This window comes from Winogradskyella sp. MH6, from assembly GCF_022810765.1.
GTDB lineage: Bacteria > Bacteroidota > Bacteroidia > Flavobacteriales > Flavobacteriaceae > Winogradskyella.
The window spans coordinates 2,337,626-2,356,753 of record NZ_CP094494.1 but is presented as its reverse complement, the minus strand read 5'-3'; the positions used below and the strand labels follow the sequence as shown (position 1 = coordinate 2,356,753).

The following is a 19,128-nucleotide window of genomic DNA, read 5'->3' as shown; positions in this document are numbered from 1 at the left end:
AAGGTGTGGAAATGATACTTTATTAATATTTGTGTAACAATAATTAGATAATAGCTACATATAGTTAACTAACCAAATGAGTAATTGAACAAAGAACTTGAACATAGTTTTGTAGAGCAGTTGCAAAAGCATCAAAACATTGTACATAAGGTATGCCGTTTGTATACCAACAATGCTGATGCGCATAACGATTTGTTTCAGGAGATAACCATACAACTGTGGAAAGCCTATCCTAAGTTTAGAGGAGATTCTAAATTTAGTACATGGATGTATCGTGTTGGATTGAATACAGCCATTACACTGTACAGAAAATCGAAACGACGTATCAACACACAGGAGTTTGATAGTGTTCAATTTAAAATTAAGGCAGAACCGTACGATGATACAGAAGAACAACAGCTGAAGCTTATGTACCAAGCCGTACAACAACTAAACGATATTGAAAAAGCCTTAGTCTTTTTGTATTTAGAAGATAAGGACTATAGAGAAATAAGTGAGACATTAGGTATTACCGAAGTCAATGCACGCGTTAAAATGAACCGTGTAAAAAAGAAATTAAAAACAATATTAAATCCGTAAACTTATGGATGAATTAGAATTATTAAAGAGGGACTGGAATAAAGGAACGGATAAGTTTAAGAACTATTCAGATTCTGATATTTATCCAATGTTGCATAAAAAATCATCGTCTATTGTAAAAACCTTGTTTTACATTAGTGTTGCAGAGCTAGTGTTTTGGCTGCTTATTAGTTATGTCCCTTATGCCTTTTCAGATAAAATGCGAGCACGTCTAGATGAAAGCTATGAAAATCCTCTTTTTGTAGCACTTACGGTCTTTGGCTTTTTAATTATTGGCTTGTTTGTGTATTTACTTTATAAATCCCATAAATCTATATCTACCACAGATAATGCAAAAAAACTAATGGAAAGCATCTTAAGAACACGAAAAGTTGTTAAGTATTATGTACTTTATAATCTTATCATGATCTTTATTTCTATACCGCTTTCTCTGTATTTCGAATTCAATCAAAACCTAGAGTTCCATGATCAGGTCGCAGCTTTTGATGCTACCCAAATGACTATTTTAGTAGCTATAACCATATTAGTAACAGCAATATTCCTAGGAGTTATCTGGTTATTTTACAAGCTGCTTTATGGTATCCTTTTGAAGCGTTTGAACAGAAATTATAACGAACTAAAGAAACTAGAAGTTTAGTTAGACTATTAGAGTTTTAGACTAATTAAAATTTTAGACATTAATAAACAGAATCTACTGTCTACTGTCTACTGTCTACTGTCTACTGTCTACTAAAATTACCAATCACGCAGTTTATTTAGCCTTTCTTTTTCTTCTAATTCTTCTTGTGGAATTACCTTTAAAAATGAAGGATGCTGCTCAATTGCATACTCAATTTTTTCAACAATTTCTGCTATCGATTCATTCTCGTAGTCTATGTCTAAAGGTTCTTTTACTTCAAAAGTCTGATAGATATTTTTCTTTTTGATGCGCAATCCTTTTTTATCAAAAGAACGTCTAAAACCATCAATAACAATAGGAACCACCAAAGGCTTATACGTTTTTATAATATGCGCTGTCCCTTTTCTAATTGGTTTAAATGGTGTTGTTGTTCCTTGTGGAAATGTAACCACCCAACCATCATCTAATGCGCGTTTTATGGCTGTAATATCGCTCATTTTTACCTGGCGATTAACATCTTTACCTTGTGAGCGCCATGTACGCTCTATGCTAATAGAACCTGTGTAAGCAAAAATCTTAGGAATTAAACCCGACTTCATGGTTTCCTTAGCCGCTACGTAGTACATGTTTAGCTTAGGATTCCATAAATATCCAACATTTTTTATGTTATCTAATCGTCCGCTAAGGCTGGCATTAAAGACATGAAACATAGCAATAACATCCGCAAAGTATGTTTGATGATTTGAGATAAAAAGTACGTTGGTATCTGGTAAGTTTTTTATGATTTCAGAACCTTCAATCTGTAACTCATTAAAGCCTCTAAAACGTCTGTGCGTTAAAAGACCCAAGATTCTGATTAACCATTTTTTTACCCAAAGTATATGTCCGAAAGGATTTTTTTTAAATAATCCCATTATAAGTTTTCGTATTTATTAATGACAAAAGTAACAAATAAGATAATTTATAAAACTTGTTTTAACAAGTCTTTTATTTCACCGAGCATCATAGCAGTTGCTCCCCAAACAATATGACCATTCAATTTAAAGGCTGGCACATCTACCCTAACATTTAAAGACGTCTGTACATTGGTGGTAATGATATTGTCGTCATTTAAAAAATCCTGAAGGTGAATTTCGAGAATATCCTCTACTTCATCATCTTGTTTTATAAACTCAGGTGTGGTATCCATCAACCCTAAGTAAGGATGCACCATAAAATTACTTGGCGGTATGTATAATGGCGAAATGGTCTTAATAACATTGACCTTATCCATAGGCACACCAACCTCTTCTTCAGTTTCTCGCAATGCTGTAATCATCAAATTATCATCAGCATCTTCATACTTTCCACCAGGAAACCCAACTTGGTTAGAGTGCACACCTTTGTAGGTCTTTCTTAAAATCAACACCAAGTGTGTTTCTGCTTTTTGGTTTGGGTAAAACAATGCCATAACACCAGCCGTTTTAGCTGTTTTAGCTTTCGCTCTCATCTGTTTAGCTAAATCTATTCGGTAAGGTGGAGACATTTTGGCATGCGATTGTTCGCCAAAAAGCTGGAGATGTTTTACTTTTACTACAGATTCAGAAAACGTATTAAAGTACATTTATGAGATTTCAATTAGTGTTTATTATCGTTCTTTTTTTATGGAACTGTGAAGATAAGCAAACTTCAAAAAATTCTAATACAACGATTGTAAAAGATACAATAACTACAACAGAGAAGCCTGCACCCAAAAAGAAAGTAAAAAAGACATCAGAATTCCCTGTACTTACAGATGACAATGCCATGGAGTTCTTTTTGGAATACGACAAAGAACACAAAGAAGATAAAGTAAAACTCACAACCGATTTTGGAGATATAATCATTCAGCTGTACGATAAAACAAAATTCCATAGATCTAACTTCATTTATCTTACCAAACGCAAGTACTTTGATGGTACACAATTTTACAGAGTCGTAAAAGATTTTATAATACAAGGAGGAAGTAGTGATGGCTTAGACCTCTATAAAAAACGACGCAAAATCGGCCAATATCTTTTGCCGCCAGACACCAAACGCGGTTACACTCACCAACGTGGCTCAATATCAATGCCAAGTAGCGAAATTGAAAATGCCTACAAACTCGCCTCTCCATTTCAGTTTTTTATTGTGGTAAACAGAGAAAAAGCTAAACATCTCGATGGAGATTACACTGTTTTTGGTGAAGTTATAAGCGGCATGGATGTGGTAGATAAAATCAACGCTGTAAAGACAGATGAAGGCAATTGGCCTGTTGATAATGTTTACATCCGAAAGGTAGAAATTATAGAATAATTAAGAATTCTGCTGCGCTATTTTCTTTATCTTGTTTGTCTAAAACTAATATAACTAAAACAATGATTTCTAAAGCATTTAAAGCTACCGTTTTAAGTAGCATTATCCTATTTGCAAGTTGTAAAGAAGAACCAAAAACCGAAGACAAATCAATGACCGAAAATATCCTACTACAAGAGTGGACAGGACCTTACCAAGGCGTACCTGCTTTTGATAAAATGAATGTTGCTGATGTAAAAGAAGCTGTTGAAAAAGGTATGGAATTGCAATTAGAAGAAATTGATGCCATTGCCAATAACGATGAAGCACCAACCTTTGAAAACACCATTGTAGCTATGGAAAGTGGAGGCAAAACTTTAGACCGTGTGTTTACCTATTACGGTATTTTGTCTAGCAATATGTCTTCACCAGAATTTAGGGAGATTCAAGCAGAATTAGCTCCAAAACTTTCAGAATTCCGTTCTAAGATTTCTCAAAATGAAAAACTTTTTCAACGTATCAAAGCTGTTTATGAAGCATCGCAGAACAACCCTCTTGAACCACAAGAACAACGTGTTGTAGATTTAACCTACAAACAGTTTGAAATGAATGGTGCCAACCTTGATGCTGAAAAGAAAAAGCGCTATGCTGAAATTAACAAAGAACTATCCTCACTATACACTAAGTTTTCTAACAATGTTTTACACGATGAAGAAAATTATGTTACCTACTTAACCAAAGACCAACTTGGTGGTTTGTCTGATGGTTTTATAAAATCGGCTGCAAAAATAGCTTCCGATAAAGGTAAAGACGGCATGTATGCCATTACCAATACACGCTCTTCAATGGATCCGTTCCTTACCTACTCTACCGAACGTGATTTGCGTAAGCAAGTTTGGAGAAATTATTACTCTAGAGGCGATAATGGAGACGAATACGATAACAACAAAATTATTGCAGAAATTTTAAGACTGCGCAAAGAACGTGTTGGCTTAATGGGTTATGACAATTATGCTGAGTGGAGGTTACAAGACCGAATGGCTAAAAACCCTGAAAACGCTATGGATTTAATGCTAAAAGTTTGGCCAGCAGCAACTGCAAGAGTTAAAGAAGAAGTTGCAGACATGCAAGCTGTTGCTGATGAACTTGGTGATAACATCACAATAGAACCTTGGGATTATCGCTACTATGCCGAAAAAGTACGCAAAAAGAAATACGATTTAGACAGCGATGAAGTAAAGCAATACCTTCAACTCGATAAGTTAACCGAAGCCATGTTCTTTGTAGCTGGTGAGATTTTCAATTATAAATTTACACCTGTTGAAGAAGGTTCTGTTCCTGTATTTCATGAAGATGTTAAGGTATGGGAAGTCACTGACAAAGACTCTGGCAAACATATTGGGCTTTGGTACTTAGATCCTTATGCTCGCGAAGGCAAACGCTCTGGAGCTTGGGCAAACACTTACAGAAGTTCTACCACTTTTGAAGGACAAACCAATGTATTAGCATCTAACAACTCTAACTTTGTAAAACCTGCACCAGGCGAAGCTGTTTTAGTCTCTTGGGATGATGCCACAACATTTTTTCATGAGTTTGGCCATGCCTTACACTTCTTTGCTGCAGATGTAAAGTATCCAACATTACAAGGAGGAGTTAGAGATTATACCGAATTTCAATCACAATTGTTAGAGCGTTGGTTATCTACCGACAAGGTCATTAATCAGTTCTTAGTACATTACAAAACAGGCGAACCGATTCCTGCTAAACTGGTAGAAAAAATTAAGAAAGCAGCAACCTTTAATCAAGGATTTGGCACAACTGAATATTTAGCCTCTGCTTTAATTGATATGAAATTACACTTAGAAGACCCAACCGATATAGACATTGATAAATTTGAGCGCGAAACCTTAGACGAATTAGGGATGCCAAAAGAATTACCAATGCGTCATAGAACTCCACATTTTGGACATGTTTTTTCTGGTGAAGGCTATGCCACAGCTTACTATGGCTACATGTGGGCAGATGTATTAACCAGCGATGCTTCTGAGGATTTTAGTGAAGCACCAGATGGTTTTTATGATAAAGGTGTATCTAAAAAATTAGTGAAATATTTGTTTGCTCCACGCAATGCTATGGATCCTGCAAAAGCGTACCGACTATTTAGAGGACGTGATGCTAATATTGAAGCCTTAATGCGCGATAGAGGATTTCCTGTTCCTAAGAATTAGGATACATTAAATAGAATAAAAGCCATCACTACAAAGTGGTGGCTTTTTTATTTATAGTTATTGACTACAAATGCTATTATTTTTTTTAAATTGTTGCTTATAAACATATAAGTTGGATATAGTTAATACTTATATCCAATTGTTGTGAGTAATTAATTTGACTCTAGTTTAGCAAAACCAACTGTCTTACGATAAATATCAGGTGATACTCCTACCTTCTTTTTAAAAAAACGACTGAAATAGAATTCATCGTCGTAACCTAAAAAAGCAGCAATTTGTTTCACTGGTTTAGAAGTTAGATAAAGTTCTCGTTTCGCCTCAATAATGATCCTATTTGAAATTAAGGATGAAGTCGTTTGATTGAGATATTTCTTGACGATACCGGCTAAAATTTTAGGACTTACACATAGTTCATCTGCGTATTCTTGGGGAGAATGGAATTTGCAATAATTACTCTCAATTGCATCGACTAAATTTTGTAAAATTTCTGTTTTTGAATCTGACAATCTGGGAGTTAATTGTTGATCAAATTGTTTCTTTTGTCTGACCGCTTCTATTAAAAACACTTTTAAAAATGCCACAAGAACTTCATGCTGAGCGATTGAGTCTTTGTCCATCTCTTTCGAAATTTGATCAATTAAATTAAGAAATAGGCTTTGCTCGTTTACAGTAAAATAGGGTAAACCATGGAAATTATTAAAAAGGAATCCCTCGGTCTCTATTTCGTTTTGATGTCTATATGTACAAAAAAAATCGGGATGAAAATTCAATAAATAACCCTGACACTTTTCTTCAGAACGTATCATGAAAGGTTGATACGGAGCCAAACAAATCATTTGATTTCCTTGCAATTTAAAACTTTGAAAATCAACGCTTAGTTCATAGCTAATTCCACATAACAAAACGATAGAATAATAATTTCTTCTTTGTAAATGATCAAACTGGCTTAGATCGTTTAACTCTTCTAATCTAAACGCAAGTTCCCCGTTTTGTTTGTCTATAATTATTTGCGCCATACTAAATTTATTTTTTAGCTCATTCAAATTTAAAAAAAAGGAGTGCCAAAAGCACTCCTCTCCTTTCTTAAATCAAATATTTATTTTGAAGCTAGAATGTTAATTTTTTGAATTGCGGAAGCATCAAAGCCTTCCAAAATTACAGGCGCATTCTCCATCAACGCTGCTGCTACTTTCCCTGTTAAATGAGCATCTCTGCCAGCGTCATCTGCAAACGTATCGAAAATGGCATAGGTTTCTTCATTGATTTTAAAAGCATACCATGATAAAGTTGCAGGCTCAGAACTTACCAATGACTTGCCCGCTTGTAAGAAATCCTCCACTGCAGATGTCTTTCCTTCTTTGGCTTTCATAATCACCAACAATCCGTTATTCTGATTACCCACTTTATGATTACTTGCTTGAACATCAACGGCCTTAATGTCTCTGCTAGCATCAAAACCTTCTAAAAGATCTCCAGCATTGGCCAATAAGGCTTTTGCCACTTCTCCTTTTAAGTGTGCCTGTCTGCCTTCTTCAGCTTCAAATGTGTCATAAATTCCGAAAGTTTGTTCATCTATTTGAAATGCAAACCAAGATTCAGTTTTTGGTTCTGCATTTACCAATGATAAACCACCTAGAAGAAACTCTTTCACTTCTTGCTCCTTACCTTCTTTCGCTTTCATGATTACTAATAATCCGATGTTTTCATTTTTTGTATTGTCCATAATTTTATTTTTTTTAGATTGAGAAAATGTTTGAATTGTTATCCCTAGAATTAGAACTAGGCTACTTAATTTGATTAAACTTTTAAATTTCATTATGACTTATTTTTGTTATACTGCAAATGTAGAACTAAATAAGGGGCCTTGGAATGGAGATAAGAGACTTAAGCATGGACAATTTTCCAGTGACAATGAAAAATGTAAAAAAGCTCATAATCGAGTAGACGGCTTCGTTAGTAAGAAAATAATTAACTTTACCAACAAACCAATACTAAGCCGACAAATCCGCGTCTCTTACTCCGCCAAATGGCGATAAAAGAGACCGTTGCGAGTAATTTAAATGAACATCGAAAATTCAATAATATTAGAAATTTTTAAAGGCATTTCTTTTTCAAAAAAAGAAATAAATCTTATTGAAAGTAAACTTAAAAAACTCAAGTTAAAAAAAGGGACTACAATATTAAAAGCAGATGATAAAGTGAACAGTCAATATTATGTTTACAATGGGTGTTTAAGAACTTACTTTATTGACAAATCTGGTAAAGAACATACCTTGCAATTCGCCATTAATGATTGGTGGATAAGCGATTATACGGCTTTCTTCACAGCATCCAAAGCGATTATGTATATTGAAACTATTCAGGAAGCAACTTTATATGAAATTTCCAAAAAAAGTATGGAAGAATTATTTGTAGAGATTCCACAATTAGAAACTTTTTTCAGAAAAAAAATGGAAAGAGCTTTTGCTAGCTTTCAAAAAAGAATATTAGCAAATTTAGCCCAATCAGCTAAAGAAAGATACGTTTCTTTTATTAGCACTTACCCAAATATTGAACAGGCTGTAAAAAATTACCATATAGCTTCTTATCTAGGAATTACTACCGAAAGCTTAAGTAGAATTAGAAAAGAAATATCTCATAATTGATTTTATTACCATACATCAATTTTCAGTACTTAATTTGACAGTAATTTTGTCTCTAATCAAAAGAATAACAACAATTATAATCGCTTTAGCTTTATTTTCCTCTTGTGGTAAAAACACAAAAGAAAATAATTCAAATGAAAAATAATTAAGTATTAACACAAAAAAAAGCAAAACAATGAAAAAAGTATTATTTGTATTAACTAATCACGAAGATTTAGGAGATACTGGAATGAAAACTGGTTTTTGGATTGAAGAATTTGCAGCACCTTATTACTTATTAAAAGATAAAGGAATTGACATTACTTTAGCATCCCCAAAAGGTGGACAACCGCCAATTGACCCAAAAAGTAATGAACCAGATTTCCAAACTCCAGCAACCATAAGATTTAATGATGATAAAGAAACTCAAGAGATCTTATCTAAAACAATAAAATTGGAAACTGTAAATCAAGCAGATTATGACGCAGTATTTTATCCTGGTGGACACGGTGTTGTATGGGATTTAGCTGAAGATGAAAACTCAATTGCCTTAATAGAAGATTTTTATAACAACAATAAACCTGTTGCTGCTGTTTGTCACGCTCCTGCAATTTTTAAAAACACAAAAAATACGGATGGGACATCTTTGGTTAATGGAAAAAAAGTAACTGGATTTACAAACGGAGAAGAAGAAGCTGTTCAACTAACTTCTGTTGTTCCATTTTTGGTTGAAGAAATGTTAAAGAGTAATGGTGGAATTTACACTAAAAAAGCAGACTGGAGTCCTTATGCGGTCGAAGATGGTTTATTAATAACTGGACAAAATCCTGCATCTTCAGAACCAGTTGCCGAACTATTACTAGAAAAGTTAAAGTAAAAACTACTCACTACAACGTGTATAAGTAATAGCGACTTGGTTTTTTAATTCAAGTCGCTATTCTTTTTTATTTTGTAAATTACTTTCCGAAAGTGATCGCAAAAATTTCGCTACTACTCATACACAAATACGTTGTACATAATTTGAGAAATGAGCAAAGGATTAAAAATAGCCTTTATAATAATTTCAATTTTAATAGTCCTAATTGTTGGTGGAGGATATTTTGCTTTAAAAACAATCGGAGAGGCTTTTGGAGCTGACTGCGAGATAAGTAATACTTGGACAATCAATGAATATGAAATAATTGAAAATAAGTGTCTTGGTTGGGCTGGACCACACTACTACCCTCTTGACTTGAAAAAGAACGGAGAATATATTGCAAGTAGCGGTTATAAATTAGACTCTTGTAACATTCGATTTGAACCTGAAAATGGACAATATTTGATAATTAATATCTGTGATGAAAAAATAACGGAATTAAAATCTCAAAAGACTAAAATTGATATACAAAAGGTAGACTCAATTATTATGGTTTCTGGAATTGACCCAAACAAGACAAAGAAACTCAGCCGAATAAAAACTGAACGATTTATAAAAGACTGGAACAAAAGCAAAGTTTCTGATTATCGAGATGGAATTCTAGACTCAATATTCCACCCGAATTATCAGTATAAATTAAAAGTCTTCGAAAACGGAAACAAGAAAGAATTCGTAACATTTAATTTTTTAATTGCGGACGAATCGAATTGGACATATTTTATAACAAATGATTCTGACAAAGATTATATGAATCGACTATGGAATGAATAAAAAACTATGCACAACACGGTGTATAATTCATTGCTTCTGATTTTCCTTGCAGAAAACCCTCGTGTTAAATTATTCCTAGTTTTATTTGCTAATTTAGTAACCAAATTAGACCATACACAACCACTATAACCAATTAAAAATTTACCAACCGAAGTATTATGACCAAAAAAAACAAAAAACGCATTCTTAGAATTGCATTATTGGTGGGAACAGTAGTGTCGCTATTTTTTGTACCATGGCTATTGGTAAAGGCTTGGATACTTCCGCTGCCAGATACAATTCAGGAACAAGCAGATGAAGCCATTGGTCATGGATTTGACGGAATGATAGTCTATGTAGACCAAACTGGCAAACCACCTCAATATATTGCTTCTGGTTGGCATAATAAAGCATCTAAAATACCTGCAAATCCACATGCATTATTTAAAATCGCCAGTATTAGCAAACTCTATAATGCGGTAGCTGTTACCAAATTGGTAAGTGATGGACGACTTTCTCTAGATAAAACAATCGCTGATTATTTACCAGAACTTGTAAACAGAATCGAAAATGCAGATAAGATTACTTTAAGGTTAATGATACAGCACAGAAGTGGTATTCCTAATTATACAGACGCACCAAATTTTTGGGCAAATCCCTTAGGCTATGAAGAAAGTCTTGCACTAATTCTAGATAAGCCTGCCAATTTTGAGCCTGGTGAAGATTATGAATATTGTAATACAAATTATCTTCTTATTGGTAAAATAATGGATAATGCACTTGGTTATAGCAACTTTCAATTTGTTAAAGAAAAAATATTAGAGCCATTACATCTTAACAATACTTTCGGTTCTATCTCTGAAGTAAATATAGACGATGTAATGAGTGGTTACCACGTAGGACATCCTTTTGACTTAAAGACTGATGACTATGGTATGCTGGCCACTGCTGAAGACGTTGGCACTTTTCTGAGGGCTCTAAATGACGGATCTTTATTTGAACCTGGAGAACAAGACATATACACTTCCATTTACGAATACGAACATGCTGGTTGGGTTCCTGGATACCAAAGTTTTGCAAAATATCATAAAGATATTGATGCGGTTACTATAGAGTTTTACAGCACAACCGATCCTAAATTGTACAATTGGAACTTGTCTGAAATCATTAACAGTAGAATTGTTAAAATCTTGAAAAAACAACAGGAACAATAACTTGAAGATTAGAACAACACTACTATTGCTCTTCAGCATCTTCAGCTTTGTACAAACTCGGCAAACTGATTTTAAAACGTACAGCAATTAATCTGATGATGATAACTACAAGACCAGCAATAATGAAAAGATAATTCTCATCTTTGAGAAAAAAGCGCATTAAAAAATAACTGAGTCCACCTACAATACAAGCCGTAGCGTAGATTTCCTTTCTAAAAATTACAGGAATTTCGTTACATAGAATATCTCTAGTTACACCACCAAAACATGCTGTCATGGTACCAAGTGCTATACAAATTATTGGGTGCAATCCTGCCACCAACCCTGTTTCTATACCTACAACAGTATAAAGCCCAATACCAATAGTATCAAACAAAAACAGAGAACGTCTTAAATGTTTTAGGTAATTTCTAAAGATTACAGCAAATATGGCAGCACCTATAATAACATAAACAAAGGTCATGTTTCGCATCCATGATACTGGCTCTACTCCTACCATGATGTCTCGCAAAGTACCACCACCAACAGCAGTTACAAAGGCAATGATTAAAACGCCAAACGGATCCATGCGTTTGTTCATAGCTACCAATACACCAGAAATGGCGAAAGCTATAGTTCCTAATATATCTAAAGTTTGAAAAAACATATTAATTTCCGTGCTTGACACGGAATCTACTACATTACATTATTATACAAACAAATCTAATCTTTAATTAAGATACTTCGACTACGCTCAGTATAAGCGATTCGCACAAGATTTTCTTCGCTACTGCTTGAAAATCTTGGCTCTCTGCTTACATACTTTGTGTGTAGTAATTATAATCTTTTAAAACGGTATCTATAAATTGTATATCGTTTTGGTTACATTCCTTAAGTTCTATAACTTCCATCACCTTTTGTCGCAACTTACTTAAGGTTTCAAAATCTCTAGATGCTTTAGCCCTTGTATAGGTTTCTTTAATGATACGTGCATCATTGTCTGAAAGCTTTATAACATTAGGATAGCTTGGCTCATAATCGTCCTCTAAATCTTCTAAAATTGTATGGCTTATATTTACATTATTCTTTAAAGTAATCACAGAAGTACCTGCTGTCATGTCACCCAAACGCTGACTTTTTTTACTGGTTGCAATCGTTATAAGTGCCACTACACCAGATGCTATATTCAAATCTACAATCCTAAAAAACCAACGTACCATGTAGTCGTAAATTGAAGCTTGATAGCCATCTATTTTTACCACTTTAATCTTCATGATACGCTTTCCTATAGTTTGTCCCTCAAGAAATGTTTCAAAAACTAACGAGTAAAAAACTACAGGTAAATAAAAGCTAACAATAACAGCAATTATAGACCAATAATCCATACCTCTAAGAAAATCATCAATACCTATTAATTTGAACACTACTTGGTAGGTAACCACAATATAGGCCAACTTAATTATAAGATCTATGAGGTAAGCCAAAATGCGTTCTCCCACACTTGCAGCAACAAAATTTATATTAACGTTTTGTGTAGTATTTATTTGTAACTCTACCATTAATTATGTTAATTTGATTCTCTATGAGAGAAGTCGCATTTATCAAGCAAAATAAGCAAAAATGGCTAAATTTTGAAAAGGCTATTTTTGGAAAACAGCTCAAAAACCCAGACGAACTTGCGTCGCTCTACATTCAGCTTGTAAACGATTTGTCTTATGCTCAAACTTACTATCCCAAAAGTAAGACAATTCTATATTTAAATAATCTTACAGCGAGGGCTTTTCAAAAAATATACAAAACAAAACGCGAAGACACGAATAGATTTGTTCGCTTTTGGAAAACCGAAGTCCCTCTTATTGTCTACGAATACAGACGCTATATTTTTTATGCCTTTGTAATTGCTTTTAGTTTTATAGCCATTGGAGCACTTTCAGCAGCCTATGACGACACTTTTGTTAGGCTAATCTTAGGTGATGCTTATGTTAATGAAACTCTGGTAAATATTGAATCTGGTGATCCTGTTGCCATCTATAAAAGCGGAAGTAATTGGGGAAGTTTTATAGGCATTACTTTAAATAACCTATATGTTGGAATACAAGCATTTCTTTATGGTGTTATTGTTGGTTTAGGCACAGTATATGTAATGCTTCTTAACTTTATAATGGTAGGTTCGTTTCAATATTTTTTCTATCAGGAGGGTGTGCTATGGGAAAGCGTTAGAGGTATCTGGATTCATGGCTCTATGGAAATTTTCGCTATAGTTATAGAAGGTGCGGCAGGACTAATTTTGGGTGCCAGCATTCTTTTTCCAAAAACATATTCTAGGATTATCTCTTTTAAAATGGGAGTTAAAAATGGAGTAAAGATTTTAATAAGCACATTTCCTTTTACAATTGCGGCAGGCTTTTTAGAAGGTTATGTAACACGCTACTCTAACACAATGCCAAATTGGTTGAGTGTAGGCATTATTGTAAGCACACTAAGCCTAATTTCATTTTATTATTTAATATATCCGTTTGTGGTAAACAACAAATTAAAAAAGGCACATGCAATTATATAAATCTAGAGAGTTTGGAGAGTTTTTTCAGGATACGTTTTCTTTTTTAAGACAAAATGGAGGCCATCTCTACAAGAATTTTTTCATCATAAATGGTGTTTTTATACTTATCCTTATGGTATTGGGTTATTTCTTTAGCAAATTTTATGCTGAAATTCTTTTTGGCGACCTTGCTAATGACCAAACTGCCATAGAGAATTACATAAACGAGAACATAGAAACATTTATGCTATTCTTTATTCTGTTCTTTACTGTTGGTTTAGTCTCTGCGGTTATATCCTATTCTTATGTACCTATTTATCTAAAACTTTACTCAAAAAGTGATAGTAAAAGTTTTAGCACTTCAGATATTATTAACGAGTACAAAGCTAATATTGGTAATATTTTTATCTACCTTATTTGTGCCATTATAGTAGCTATACCTGTGTTGATTTTGGCTGGTATTGTAAGTTTTATACTAGCTATTACTATCATCGGTTTTATATTATTACCACTTGTTATAGGTGCTGTTAGTTTGTTTTATCAAGGGACTTTAATGGAATATATAGAAAACAAAAAGAGTATATGGGAAAGTTTTAGTTACTCATGGACACTGATGAGCTCTAAATTTTGGGCAGCAATTGGTTGTGTTGGTTTATTCTTTTTAATGAGTGCTATAGTGCAAAATATTGTATCCATTATTCCATATTTTGTTTTTATTGTAGATATGGTTACCGATTTAGAACCAGGAGTAGCACCAAACCCAGAAGAGATAAGAAAATCTGCCACTATCATGATGGTAATCATATTTGTGCTCTCTTACCTTGTTGGTTTATTATCTAATATTATCGTACAAATTAATCAAGGTGTGGTATTCTATAGCTTAAAAGAAGATATGGAAAACATCAACACCAAAAGCGATATAGACCTTATCGGATCTGGTGAATAAACTTAAGTATTTAAATATCATTTTTTTGTTCTTCGGAATTACTCTGTACGCAAACGCTAGTGCATCCAAAGCTATAAACCAAGTACTACAAGATTCGGTGTATATAGATGTTGATCCTATTGAAAAACGACATTTTGAAGACCTTAAGGACAAATATTCTGGCAATGACTTTATCTATGAACGTACTATAAATAATTCGGGTTGGTGGACACGTTTTAAGCAATGGCTATCAGACTTTATTAAAAATATTTTTGATATTAATTCTGACGCAAAAGCTTCCGACGTTACAGATATTGCTATAAAGGTGTTCTACGTCGTTATTTTCATTTTGGTAGTCTTCTTTATTGTAAAAGCCATTATAAACAAGGAAGGCAAATGGGTTTTTGGTAAATCTTCAGACAAAAGTATTATACCTGTTACAGATATTGAAAGTAATATTTATGAAGCCGATTTTAAATCGCTGATAGCGTCTGCAGAGCGAGACAACAACTACAGGTTGGCTGTGAGATATTACTACTTGTTATTACTAAAAAATCTCTCTCAAGCAGGAATTATTGAATACGATGTTGAAAAAACCAATAGCGATTACCACTACGAAATAAATTCTGAAGCATTAAAAAAAGAATTCTCATACACCTCTTACCTGTACAACTATATTTGGTATGGTGAGTTTGATATTGACAATAATCAGTTTCAGAAAGCAAAAACAGCGTTTAATCAATTTTTAAATTCCGTTAAATAATGAATAAAACGCTGAGAGCATATATCGTTATTTTACTATTGCTTTTTATAGGTATTGTAGTCGTAGAATTTTCTACTCCGCAACCTGTTAACTGGCAAAAAACCTATAACGAAAAGCACAAAATTCCTTTTGGTACTTATATTTTTTATGAAGAACTAGAAGACTTATTTCCGCAAAGTGAAGTCAAAGATATAAAGCGAACTCCGTATGAGTACTTTGACGATTATTACGATTGGGAAGACTCTACATACTACGCAACAGGCACATACATGCTAATAGACGAGCGTCCTAATCTTGATAATACATCTGCCCAAGAACTGTTAGATTTTGCGTCTTTTGGAAATGATATTTTTATCGCTGCCAATGATTTTCCTGACAGATTAAAAGACACCTTAGGTTTTGACACCAAAAACAAGTATAGTTTTTCTGGAAAAGCCGAGTTAACCTACACCAACCCTTCATTAAAAAGCGATAGCATTAGTATACAAAAAGAGCTAAGTAACATCTATTTTTCTAAAATAGATACAGCTTACACAAGGGTTTTGGGTTACCAAAAATTTGGAGATTCACTCTATGCTAATTTTATAAAAACATCTTGGGGAAATGGCTTTTTTTATATTCACCTACAACCCATAGTTTTTACTAATTATCAGCTTCTAAAAAAGGACAACAAAAAATATGCTGAAGCTGCGATGTCTTATCTTGGTGATGATACCATCTATTTTGATTCCAGAAACAAAATAAATTCTGCCAATAGCAGCTCGCCTTTGCGTTTTTTACTTAGTCAGCCTGCATTACGTTGGGCATTGTATATTACATTAATAACAGTATTTATTTTTATGATTTTTAATGCTAAACGAAGACAACGCATAGTTAATGTTATAAAACCGCTTAAGAACACAACTGTAGATTTTGCTAAAACTATAGGTAATCTGTACTACGAAACTAAGGACCATGACAATCTCATAGATAAAAAGATTACATATTTCCTAGAATATATAAGGCGTGTCTATCATTTAGACACCCAAATTTTAGATGATAAGTTTATTAAGAACTTATCTTTAAAATCTGGAAAAAACGAAACAGACATAAAAAAATTAGTAAATAAAATTGCGTATTTAAAATCTAAATCTAATTGTAACGAAGCCGATTTACTAGAATTAAACAAAGCAATAGAAGACTTTTATAAATAAACCACTATGGAAGAACATTTAAATAATGAGCTAAATGAAGAATCTGGTCAGAATACTTCTGAAGAGCAAACAAATGCAACAGAAAATAATGCTGAGGATATTAGTTTTAAAAGCAGAATAGACCTTTCTGAACTTAAAGATGGCATAACCTTAATTAAAAACGAAGTAGAAAAAGTCATTGTTGGTCAAAAAGAAATGATCGATATGCTTATTGCTTCAATTTTAGCAAACGGCCACTCACTTATAGAAGGTGTTCCTGGTGTAGCAAAGACAATTTCTGCAAAGCTATTAGCAAAATCTTTAGATATTGGCTTTAGTCGTATTCAATTTACGCCAGATTTAATGCCGAGTGATATTCTGGGTACGTCTGTCTTCAATATGAAAAACTCTGAATTTGAGTTCAAAGAAGGCCCTATTTTTTCTAATATGATTCTTATTGACGAAATCAACAGAGCACCTGCAAAAACACAAGCGGCTTTGTTTGAGGTTATGGAAGAACGCCAAATCACCATTGATGGTAATAAATTTAAAATGGAATTACCTTTTATTGTTCTCGCTACCCAAAACCCTGTAGAACAAGAAGGAACTTATAGATTGCCAGAAGCACAGTTAGACCGTTTTCTATTTAAAATTGATGTTGATTATCCAAATCTCGATGAAGAAATTGAAATTTTAAACAGAGAGCAAAACCTAAAAGGTGGTGCTAAAACAGAACAAGTTACGTCGCATCTAACCAAGGCACAAATCAATAAATTTCAAGGTTTAGTTGAACAAATACTCATAGAGTCTCATCTATTAAAATACATTGCTGACATTATTGTAAGCACACGCAACAACCCATTTTTATATTTAGGAGCATCACCAAGAGCTTCTATTGCCATTTTAAGAGCCAGTAAGGCTTTTGCTGCTATGGATGCCAGAGATTTTGTTACACCAGAGGATATAAAACGTGCTGCAATTCCGGTGCTACAACATCGTGTTATTGTAACACCAGAGCGCGAAATGGAAGGTATAACCACCAAACAAATTATTAAGCAGATTATCGAAGCTGTAGAAATTCCGAGGTAAACAAAAAAACTTTAACTATAGTGTTAAAACGTATTAAGCCATTTTATTTACAAAACAGATTCTTTTATGCCTGTATAGGCATCATCATTCTGTTTGTGTTTAGTTTCCTTTTTCCTAGGCTTTTTAACATTGTAAAAATCGTTTTATTACTTCTTGTTACGCTTACAATTTTGGACACCATCATATTATTTGCTGCAAAAAATGGTGTAAAAGGTGAACGCATACTCCCAGAAAAATTTTCAAATGGTGATGAAAATTCCGTTAGAATTGTCCTTCAAAATTTCTACACTTTTAATGTTTATATCAATATCATAGATGAAATTCCTGAACAATTCCAAGTCAGAGACTTTGGCATAAGTAGAAAGTTAAACGCTTCTAGTACTTCAGAAATTGAATACAAATTAAGACCAACAGAACGAGGCGAATACCACTTTGGTAAGTTAAACATCTATGTCACCTCTATTTTTGGCTTAGTCTCAAGACGCTTTATGTATAGCGATACGGCAATGGTACCAACCTACCCGAGCTTTATGCAGGTACGCAAGTACGATTTATTAGCCATAAGCAATAATCTACAACAATATGGTATAAAGAAAATTAGAAAGATTGGTCATACCATGGAGTTTGAGCAAATTAAGGACTACGTTCTTGGTGACGATTTAAGAACCATTAACTGGAAAGCCACTGCTAAACGCAACCAATTAATGGTTAATCAGTTTCAGGATGAAAAATCTCAACCTATTTACTCTATCATAGATAAAGGTAGAGTTATGAAAATGCCTTTTGAAGGTTTAACCCTCTTAGATTATGCCATTAATGCAGCTCTGGTAATTTCTAATGTGGCTTTAAAAAAACATGACAAAGCAGGTATTTTAGCCTTTTCCAAAAAAGTTGAAAACATTGTTGTGGCTGAGAAGAGAACCTCTCAGATGAATTTAATTTTAGAGACCTTATACAATGTTGGGACAGACTTTTTTGAAAGCGATTTTGGTCGTTTATACGCAGATGTAAAGCGAAATATAACACACCGAAGTTTAATGTTGCTCTACACCAATTTTGAAACTTTAGATAGCTTACATAGGCAGTTACCGTATTTAAAAGGTATTGCCAAAAACCATCTTTTAGTGGTTATCTTCTTTAAAAACACGGAGTTAAATTCTCTCATTTCTGAACCAGCAGAAACTGTACAAGAAGCTTACGATAAAGTGATTGCAGAAAAATTTGCGTTTGAAAAGCGATTGATTGTAAATGAACTTCAGAAATACGGAATTCAGTCTATTTTAACCGAGCCCGAAGATTTAACCATCAACACCATAAACAAGTATTTGGAAATTAAAGCGAGAGGACTTTTGTAATTTGTAGTTTGTAGTTTGTAGTTTATCAAGTGTGTAAACATTCCAACAGATAAGCCAATAAACTTTTTTAAGAAATAAACAATT

General features: G+C 33.5%; 20 protein-coding genes. 14 read left to right on the top strand and 6 right to left on the bottom strand.

All coding sequences use genetic code 11. From position 1 onward, the window contains the following. Positions 1–84 precede the first annotated feature (84 nt). Positions 85–579: an RNA polymerase sigma factor gene (locus MST30_RS10590; protein ID WP_243471381.1), complete on the top strand. Its 495-nt coding sequence runs from the start codon at positions 85–87 to the stop codon at positions 577–579. Positions 580–583: 4 nt separating this feature from the next. Beyond that, positions 584–1,216 (top strand): DUF8845 family protein, encoded by a 633-nt coding sequence (locus MST30_RS10585; RefSeq protein ID WP_243471380.1) that lies wholly within the window; start codon positions 584–586, stop codon positions 1,214–1,216. Positions 1,217–1,314: 98 nt separating this feature from the next. On the opposite strand, the gene MST30_RS10580 is transcribed toward MST30_RS10585, so the two are convergent. Both MST30_RS10580 and MST30_RS10575 read right to left on the bottom strand, forming a co-directional pair. Continuing rightward, positions 1,315–2,112 carry a lysophospholipid acyltransferase family protein gene (locus tag MST30_RS10580; protein ID WP_243471379.1) on the bottom strand — a complete coding sequence of 266 codons (798 nt, stop codon included), beginning with the start codon at positions 2,110–2,112 and terminating at the stop codon, positions 1,315–1,317. Between the two features lie 47 nt (positions 2,113–2,159). Then, positions 2,160–2,801: an NUDIX hydrolase gene (locus MST30_RS10575; protein WP_243471378.1), complete on the bottom strand. Its 642-nt coding sequence runs from the start codon at positions 2,799–2,801 to the stop codon at positions 2,160–2,162. A gap of 2 nt (positions 2,802–2,803) precedes the next feature. On the opposite strand from MST30_RS10575, the gene MST30_RS10570 reads away from it, so the two are divergent. Beyond that, positions 2,804–3,511, top strand: a complete 708-nt coding sequence (locus MST30_RS10570) for a peptidylprolyl isomerase (RefSeq protein WP_243471377.1) — start codon at positions 2,804–2,806, stop codon at positions 3,509–3,511. Positions 3,512–3,573: 62 nt separating this feature from the next. Next, positions 3,574–5,718, top strand: coding sequence for a M3 family metallopeptidase (locus tag MST30_RS10565; RefSeq protein WP_243471376.1), 2,145 nt, complete (start codon positions 3,574–3,576; stop codon positions 5,716–5,718). A gap of 152 nt (positions 5,719–5,870) precedes the next feature. On the opposite strand, the gene MST30_RS10560 is transcribed toward MST30_RS10565, so the two are convergent. Both MST30_RS10560 and MST30_RS10555 read right to left on the bottom strand, forming a co-directional pair. Beyond that, positions 5,871–6,734 (bottom strand): helix-turn-helix domain-containing protein, encoded by an 864-nt coding sequence (locus tag MST30_RS10560; protein WP_243471375.1) that lies wholly within the window; start codon positions 6,732–6,734, stop codon positions 5,871–5,873. Between the two features lie 80 nt (positions 6,735–6,814). After that, positions 6,815–7,441 (bottom strand): putative quinol monooxygenase, encoded by a 627-nt coding sequence (locus tag MST30_RS10555; protein ID WP_243471374.1) that lies wholly within the window; start codon positions 7,439–7,441, stop codon positions 6,815–6,817. 337 nt (positions 7,442–7,778) lie between these two features. On the opposite strand from MST30_RS10555, the gene MST30_RS10550 reads away from it, so the two are divergent. From MST30_RS10550 to MST30_RS10535, 4 genes are all read left to right on the top strand, one after another. Beyond that, complete coding sequence (locus MST30_RS10550; protein ID WP_243471373.1) at positions 7,779–8,363, top strand: Crp/Fnr family transcriptional regulator; 585 nt, start codon at positions 7,779–7,781, stop codon at positions 8,361–8,363. A gap of 175 nt (positions 8,364–8,538) precedes the next feature. Continuing rightward, the gene (locus MST30_RS10545; protein ID WP_243471372.1) at positions 8,539–9,219 is read left to right on the top strand and encodes a type 1 glutamine amidotransferase domain-containing protein; all 681 of its coding nucleotides are present in this window, start codon (positions 8,539–8,541) and stop codon (positions 9,217–9,219) included. Positions 9,220–9,369: 150 nt separating this feature from the next. After that, positions 9,370–10,029 carry a hypothetical protein gene (locus MST30_RS10540; protein ID WP_243471371.1) on the top strand — a complete coding sequence of 220 codons (660 nt, stop codon included), beginning with the start codon at positions 9,370–9,372 and terminating at the stop codon, positions 10,027–10,029. Between the two features lie 158 nt (positions 10,030–10,187). After that, a complete protein-coding gene (locus tag MST30_RS10535) occupies positions 10,188–11,222 on the top strand; it encodes a serine hydrolase domain-containing protein (RefSeq protein WP_243471370.1) in 1,035 nt (344 codons plus the stop codon). A 22-nt stretch (positions 11,223–11,244) separates the two neighbouring features. On the opposite strand, the gene MST30_RS10530 is transcribed toward MST30_RS10535, so the two are convergent. After that, positions 11,245–11,868, bottom strand: coding sequence for a trimeric intracellular cation channel family protein (locus tag MST30_RS10530; protein WP_243471369.1), 624 nt, complete (start codon positions 11,866–11,868; stop codon positions 11,245–11,247). Between the two features lie 148 nt (positions 11,869–12,016). Next, positions 12,017–12,760, bottom strand: a complete 744-nt coding sequence (locus MST30_RS10525; protein ID WP_243471368.1) for an RDD family protein — start codon at positions 12,758–12,760, stop codon at positions 12,017–12,019. Positions 12,761–12,783: 23 nt separating this feature from the next. Here MST30_RS10525 and MST30_RS10520 point away from each other — a divergent pair, with 23 nt between their 5' ends. The 6 genes from MST30_RS10520 to MST30_RS10495 all read left to right on the top strand — a co-directional run bounded on the left by MST30_RS10520 (position 12,784) and on the right by MST30_RS10495 (position 19,044). After that, positions 12,784–13,761, top strand: coding sequence for a stage II sporulation protein M (locus MST30_RS10520; protein WP_243471367.1), 978 nt, complete (start codon positions 12,784–12,786; stop codon positions 13,759–13,761). Further along, positions 13,748–14,686, top strand: a complete 939-nt coding sequence (locus MST30_RS10515) for a hypothetical protein (protein ID WP_243471366.1) — start codon at positions 13,748–13,750, stop codon at positions 14,684–14,686. Before MST30_RS10520 ends, MST30_RS10515 begins: the two co-directional genes overlap by 14 nt. Next, positions 14,679–15,428, top strand: a complete 750-nt coding sequence (locus tag MST30_RS10510) for a DUF4129 domain-containing protein (RefSeq protein ID WP_243471365.1) — start codon at positions 14,679–14,681, stop codon at positions 15,426–15,428. Before MST30_RS10515 ends, MST30_RS10510 begins: the two co-directional genes overlap by 8 nt. Continuing rightward, positions 15,428–16,621 carry a DUF4350 domain-containing protein gene (locus MST30_RS10505; protein WP_243471364.1) on the top strand — a complete coding sequence of 398 codons (1,194 nt, stop codon included), beginning with the start codon at positions 15,428–15,430 and terminating at the stop codon, positions 16,619–16,621. The genes MST30_RS10510 and MST30_RS10505 overlap by 1 nt, the downstream gene beginning before the upstream one ends. A gap of 6 nt (positions 16,622–16,627) precedes the next feature. After that, positions 16,628–17,689, top strand: a complete 1,062-nt coding sequence (locus MST30_RS10500; protein WP_243471363.1) for an AAA family ATPase — start codon at positions 16,628–16,630, stop codon at positions 17,687–17,689. A gap of 74 nt (positions 17,690–17,763) precedes the next feature. After that, complete coding sequence (locus MST30_RS10495; RefSeq protein WP_243473878.1) at positions 17,764–19,044, top strand: DUF58 domain-containing protein; 1,281 nt, start codon at positions 17,764–17,766, stop codon at positions 19,042–19,044. Positions 19,045–19,128: the final 84 nt, after the last annotated feature.

Bases quoted from the DNA above. Each gene is read 5' to 3' on its own strand.
- MST30_RS10560 (WP_243471375.1), bottom strand. From the start codon at position 6,734: ATGGCGCAAATAATTATAGACAAACAAAACGGGGAACTTGCGTTTAGA.
- MST30_RS10520 (WP_243471367.1), top strand. From the start codon at position 12,784: ATGAGAGAAGTCGCATTTATCAAGCAAAATAAGCAAAAATGGCTAAAT.
- MST30_RS10535 (WP_243471370.1), top strand. From the start codon at position 10,188: ATGACCAAAAAAAACAAAAAACGCATTCTTAGAATTGCATTATTGGTG.
- MST30_RS10500 (WP_243471363.1), top strand. From the start codon at position 16,628: ATGGAAGAACATTTAAATAATGAGCTAAATGAAGAATCTGGTCAGAAT.
- MST30_RS10575 (WP_243471378.1), bottom strand. From the start codon at position 2,801: ATGTACTTTAATACGTTTTCTGAATCTGTAGTAAAAGTAAAACATCTC.
- MST30_RS10550 (WP_243471373.1), top strand. From the start codon at position 7,779: ATGAACATCGAAAATTCAATAATATTAGAAATTTTTAAAGGCATTTCT.
- MST30_RS10585 (WP_243471380.1), top strand. From the start codon at position 584: ATGGATGAATTAGAATTATTAAAGAGGGACTGGAATAAAGGAACGGAT.
- MST30_RS10505 (WP_243471364.1), top strand. From the start codon at position 15,428: ATGAATAAAACGCTGAGAGCATATATCGTTATTTTACTATTGCTTTTT.
- MST30_RS10580 (WP_243471379.1), bottom strand. From the start codon at position 2,112: ATGGGATTATTTAAAAAAAATCCTTTCGGACATATACTTTGGGTAAAA.
- MST30_RS10530 (WP_243471369.1), bottom strand. From the start codon at position 11,868: ATGTTTTTTCAAACTTTAGATATATTAGGAACTATAGCTTTCGCCATT.
- MST30_RS10570 (WP_243471377.1), top strand. From the start codon at position 2,804: ATGAGATTTCAATTAGTGTTTATTATCGTTCTTTTTTTATGGAACTGT.
- MST30_RS10525 (WP_243471368.1), bottom strand. From the start codon at position 12,760: ATGGTAGAGTTACAAATAAATACTACACAAAACGTTAATATAAATTTT.
- MST30_RS10565 (WP_243471376.1), top strand. From the start codon at position 3,574: ATGATTTCTAAAGCATTTAAAGCTACCGTTTTAAGTAGCATTATCCTA.
- MST30_RS10540 (WP_243471371.1), top strand. From the start codon at position 9,370: ATGAGCAAAGGATTAAAAATAGCCTTTATAATAATTTCAATTTTAATA.
- MST30_RS10555 (WP_243471374.1), bottom strand. From the start codon at position 7,441: ATGGACAATACAAAAAATGAAAACATCGGATTATTAGTAATCATGAAA.
- MST30_RS10515 (WP_243471366.1), top strand. From the start codon at position 13,748: ATGCAATTATATAAATCTAGAGAGTTTGGAGAGTTTTTTCAGGATACG.
- MST30_RS10545 (WP_243471372.1), top strand. From the start codon at position 8,539: ATGAAAAAAGTATTATTTGTATTAACTAATCACGAAGATTTAGGAGAT.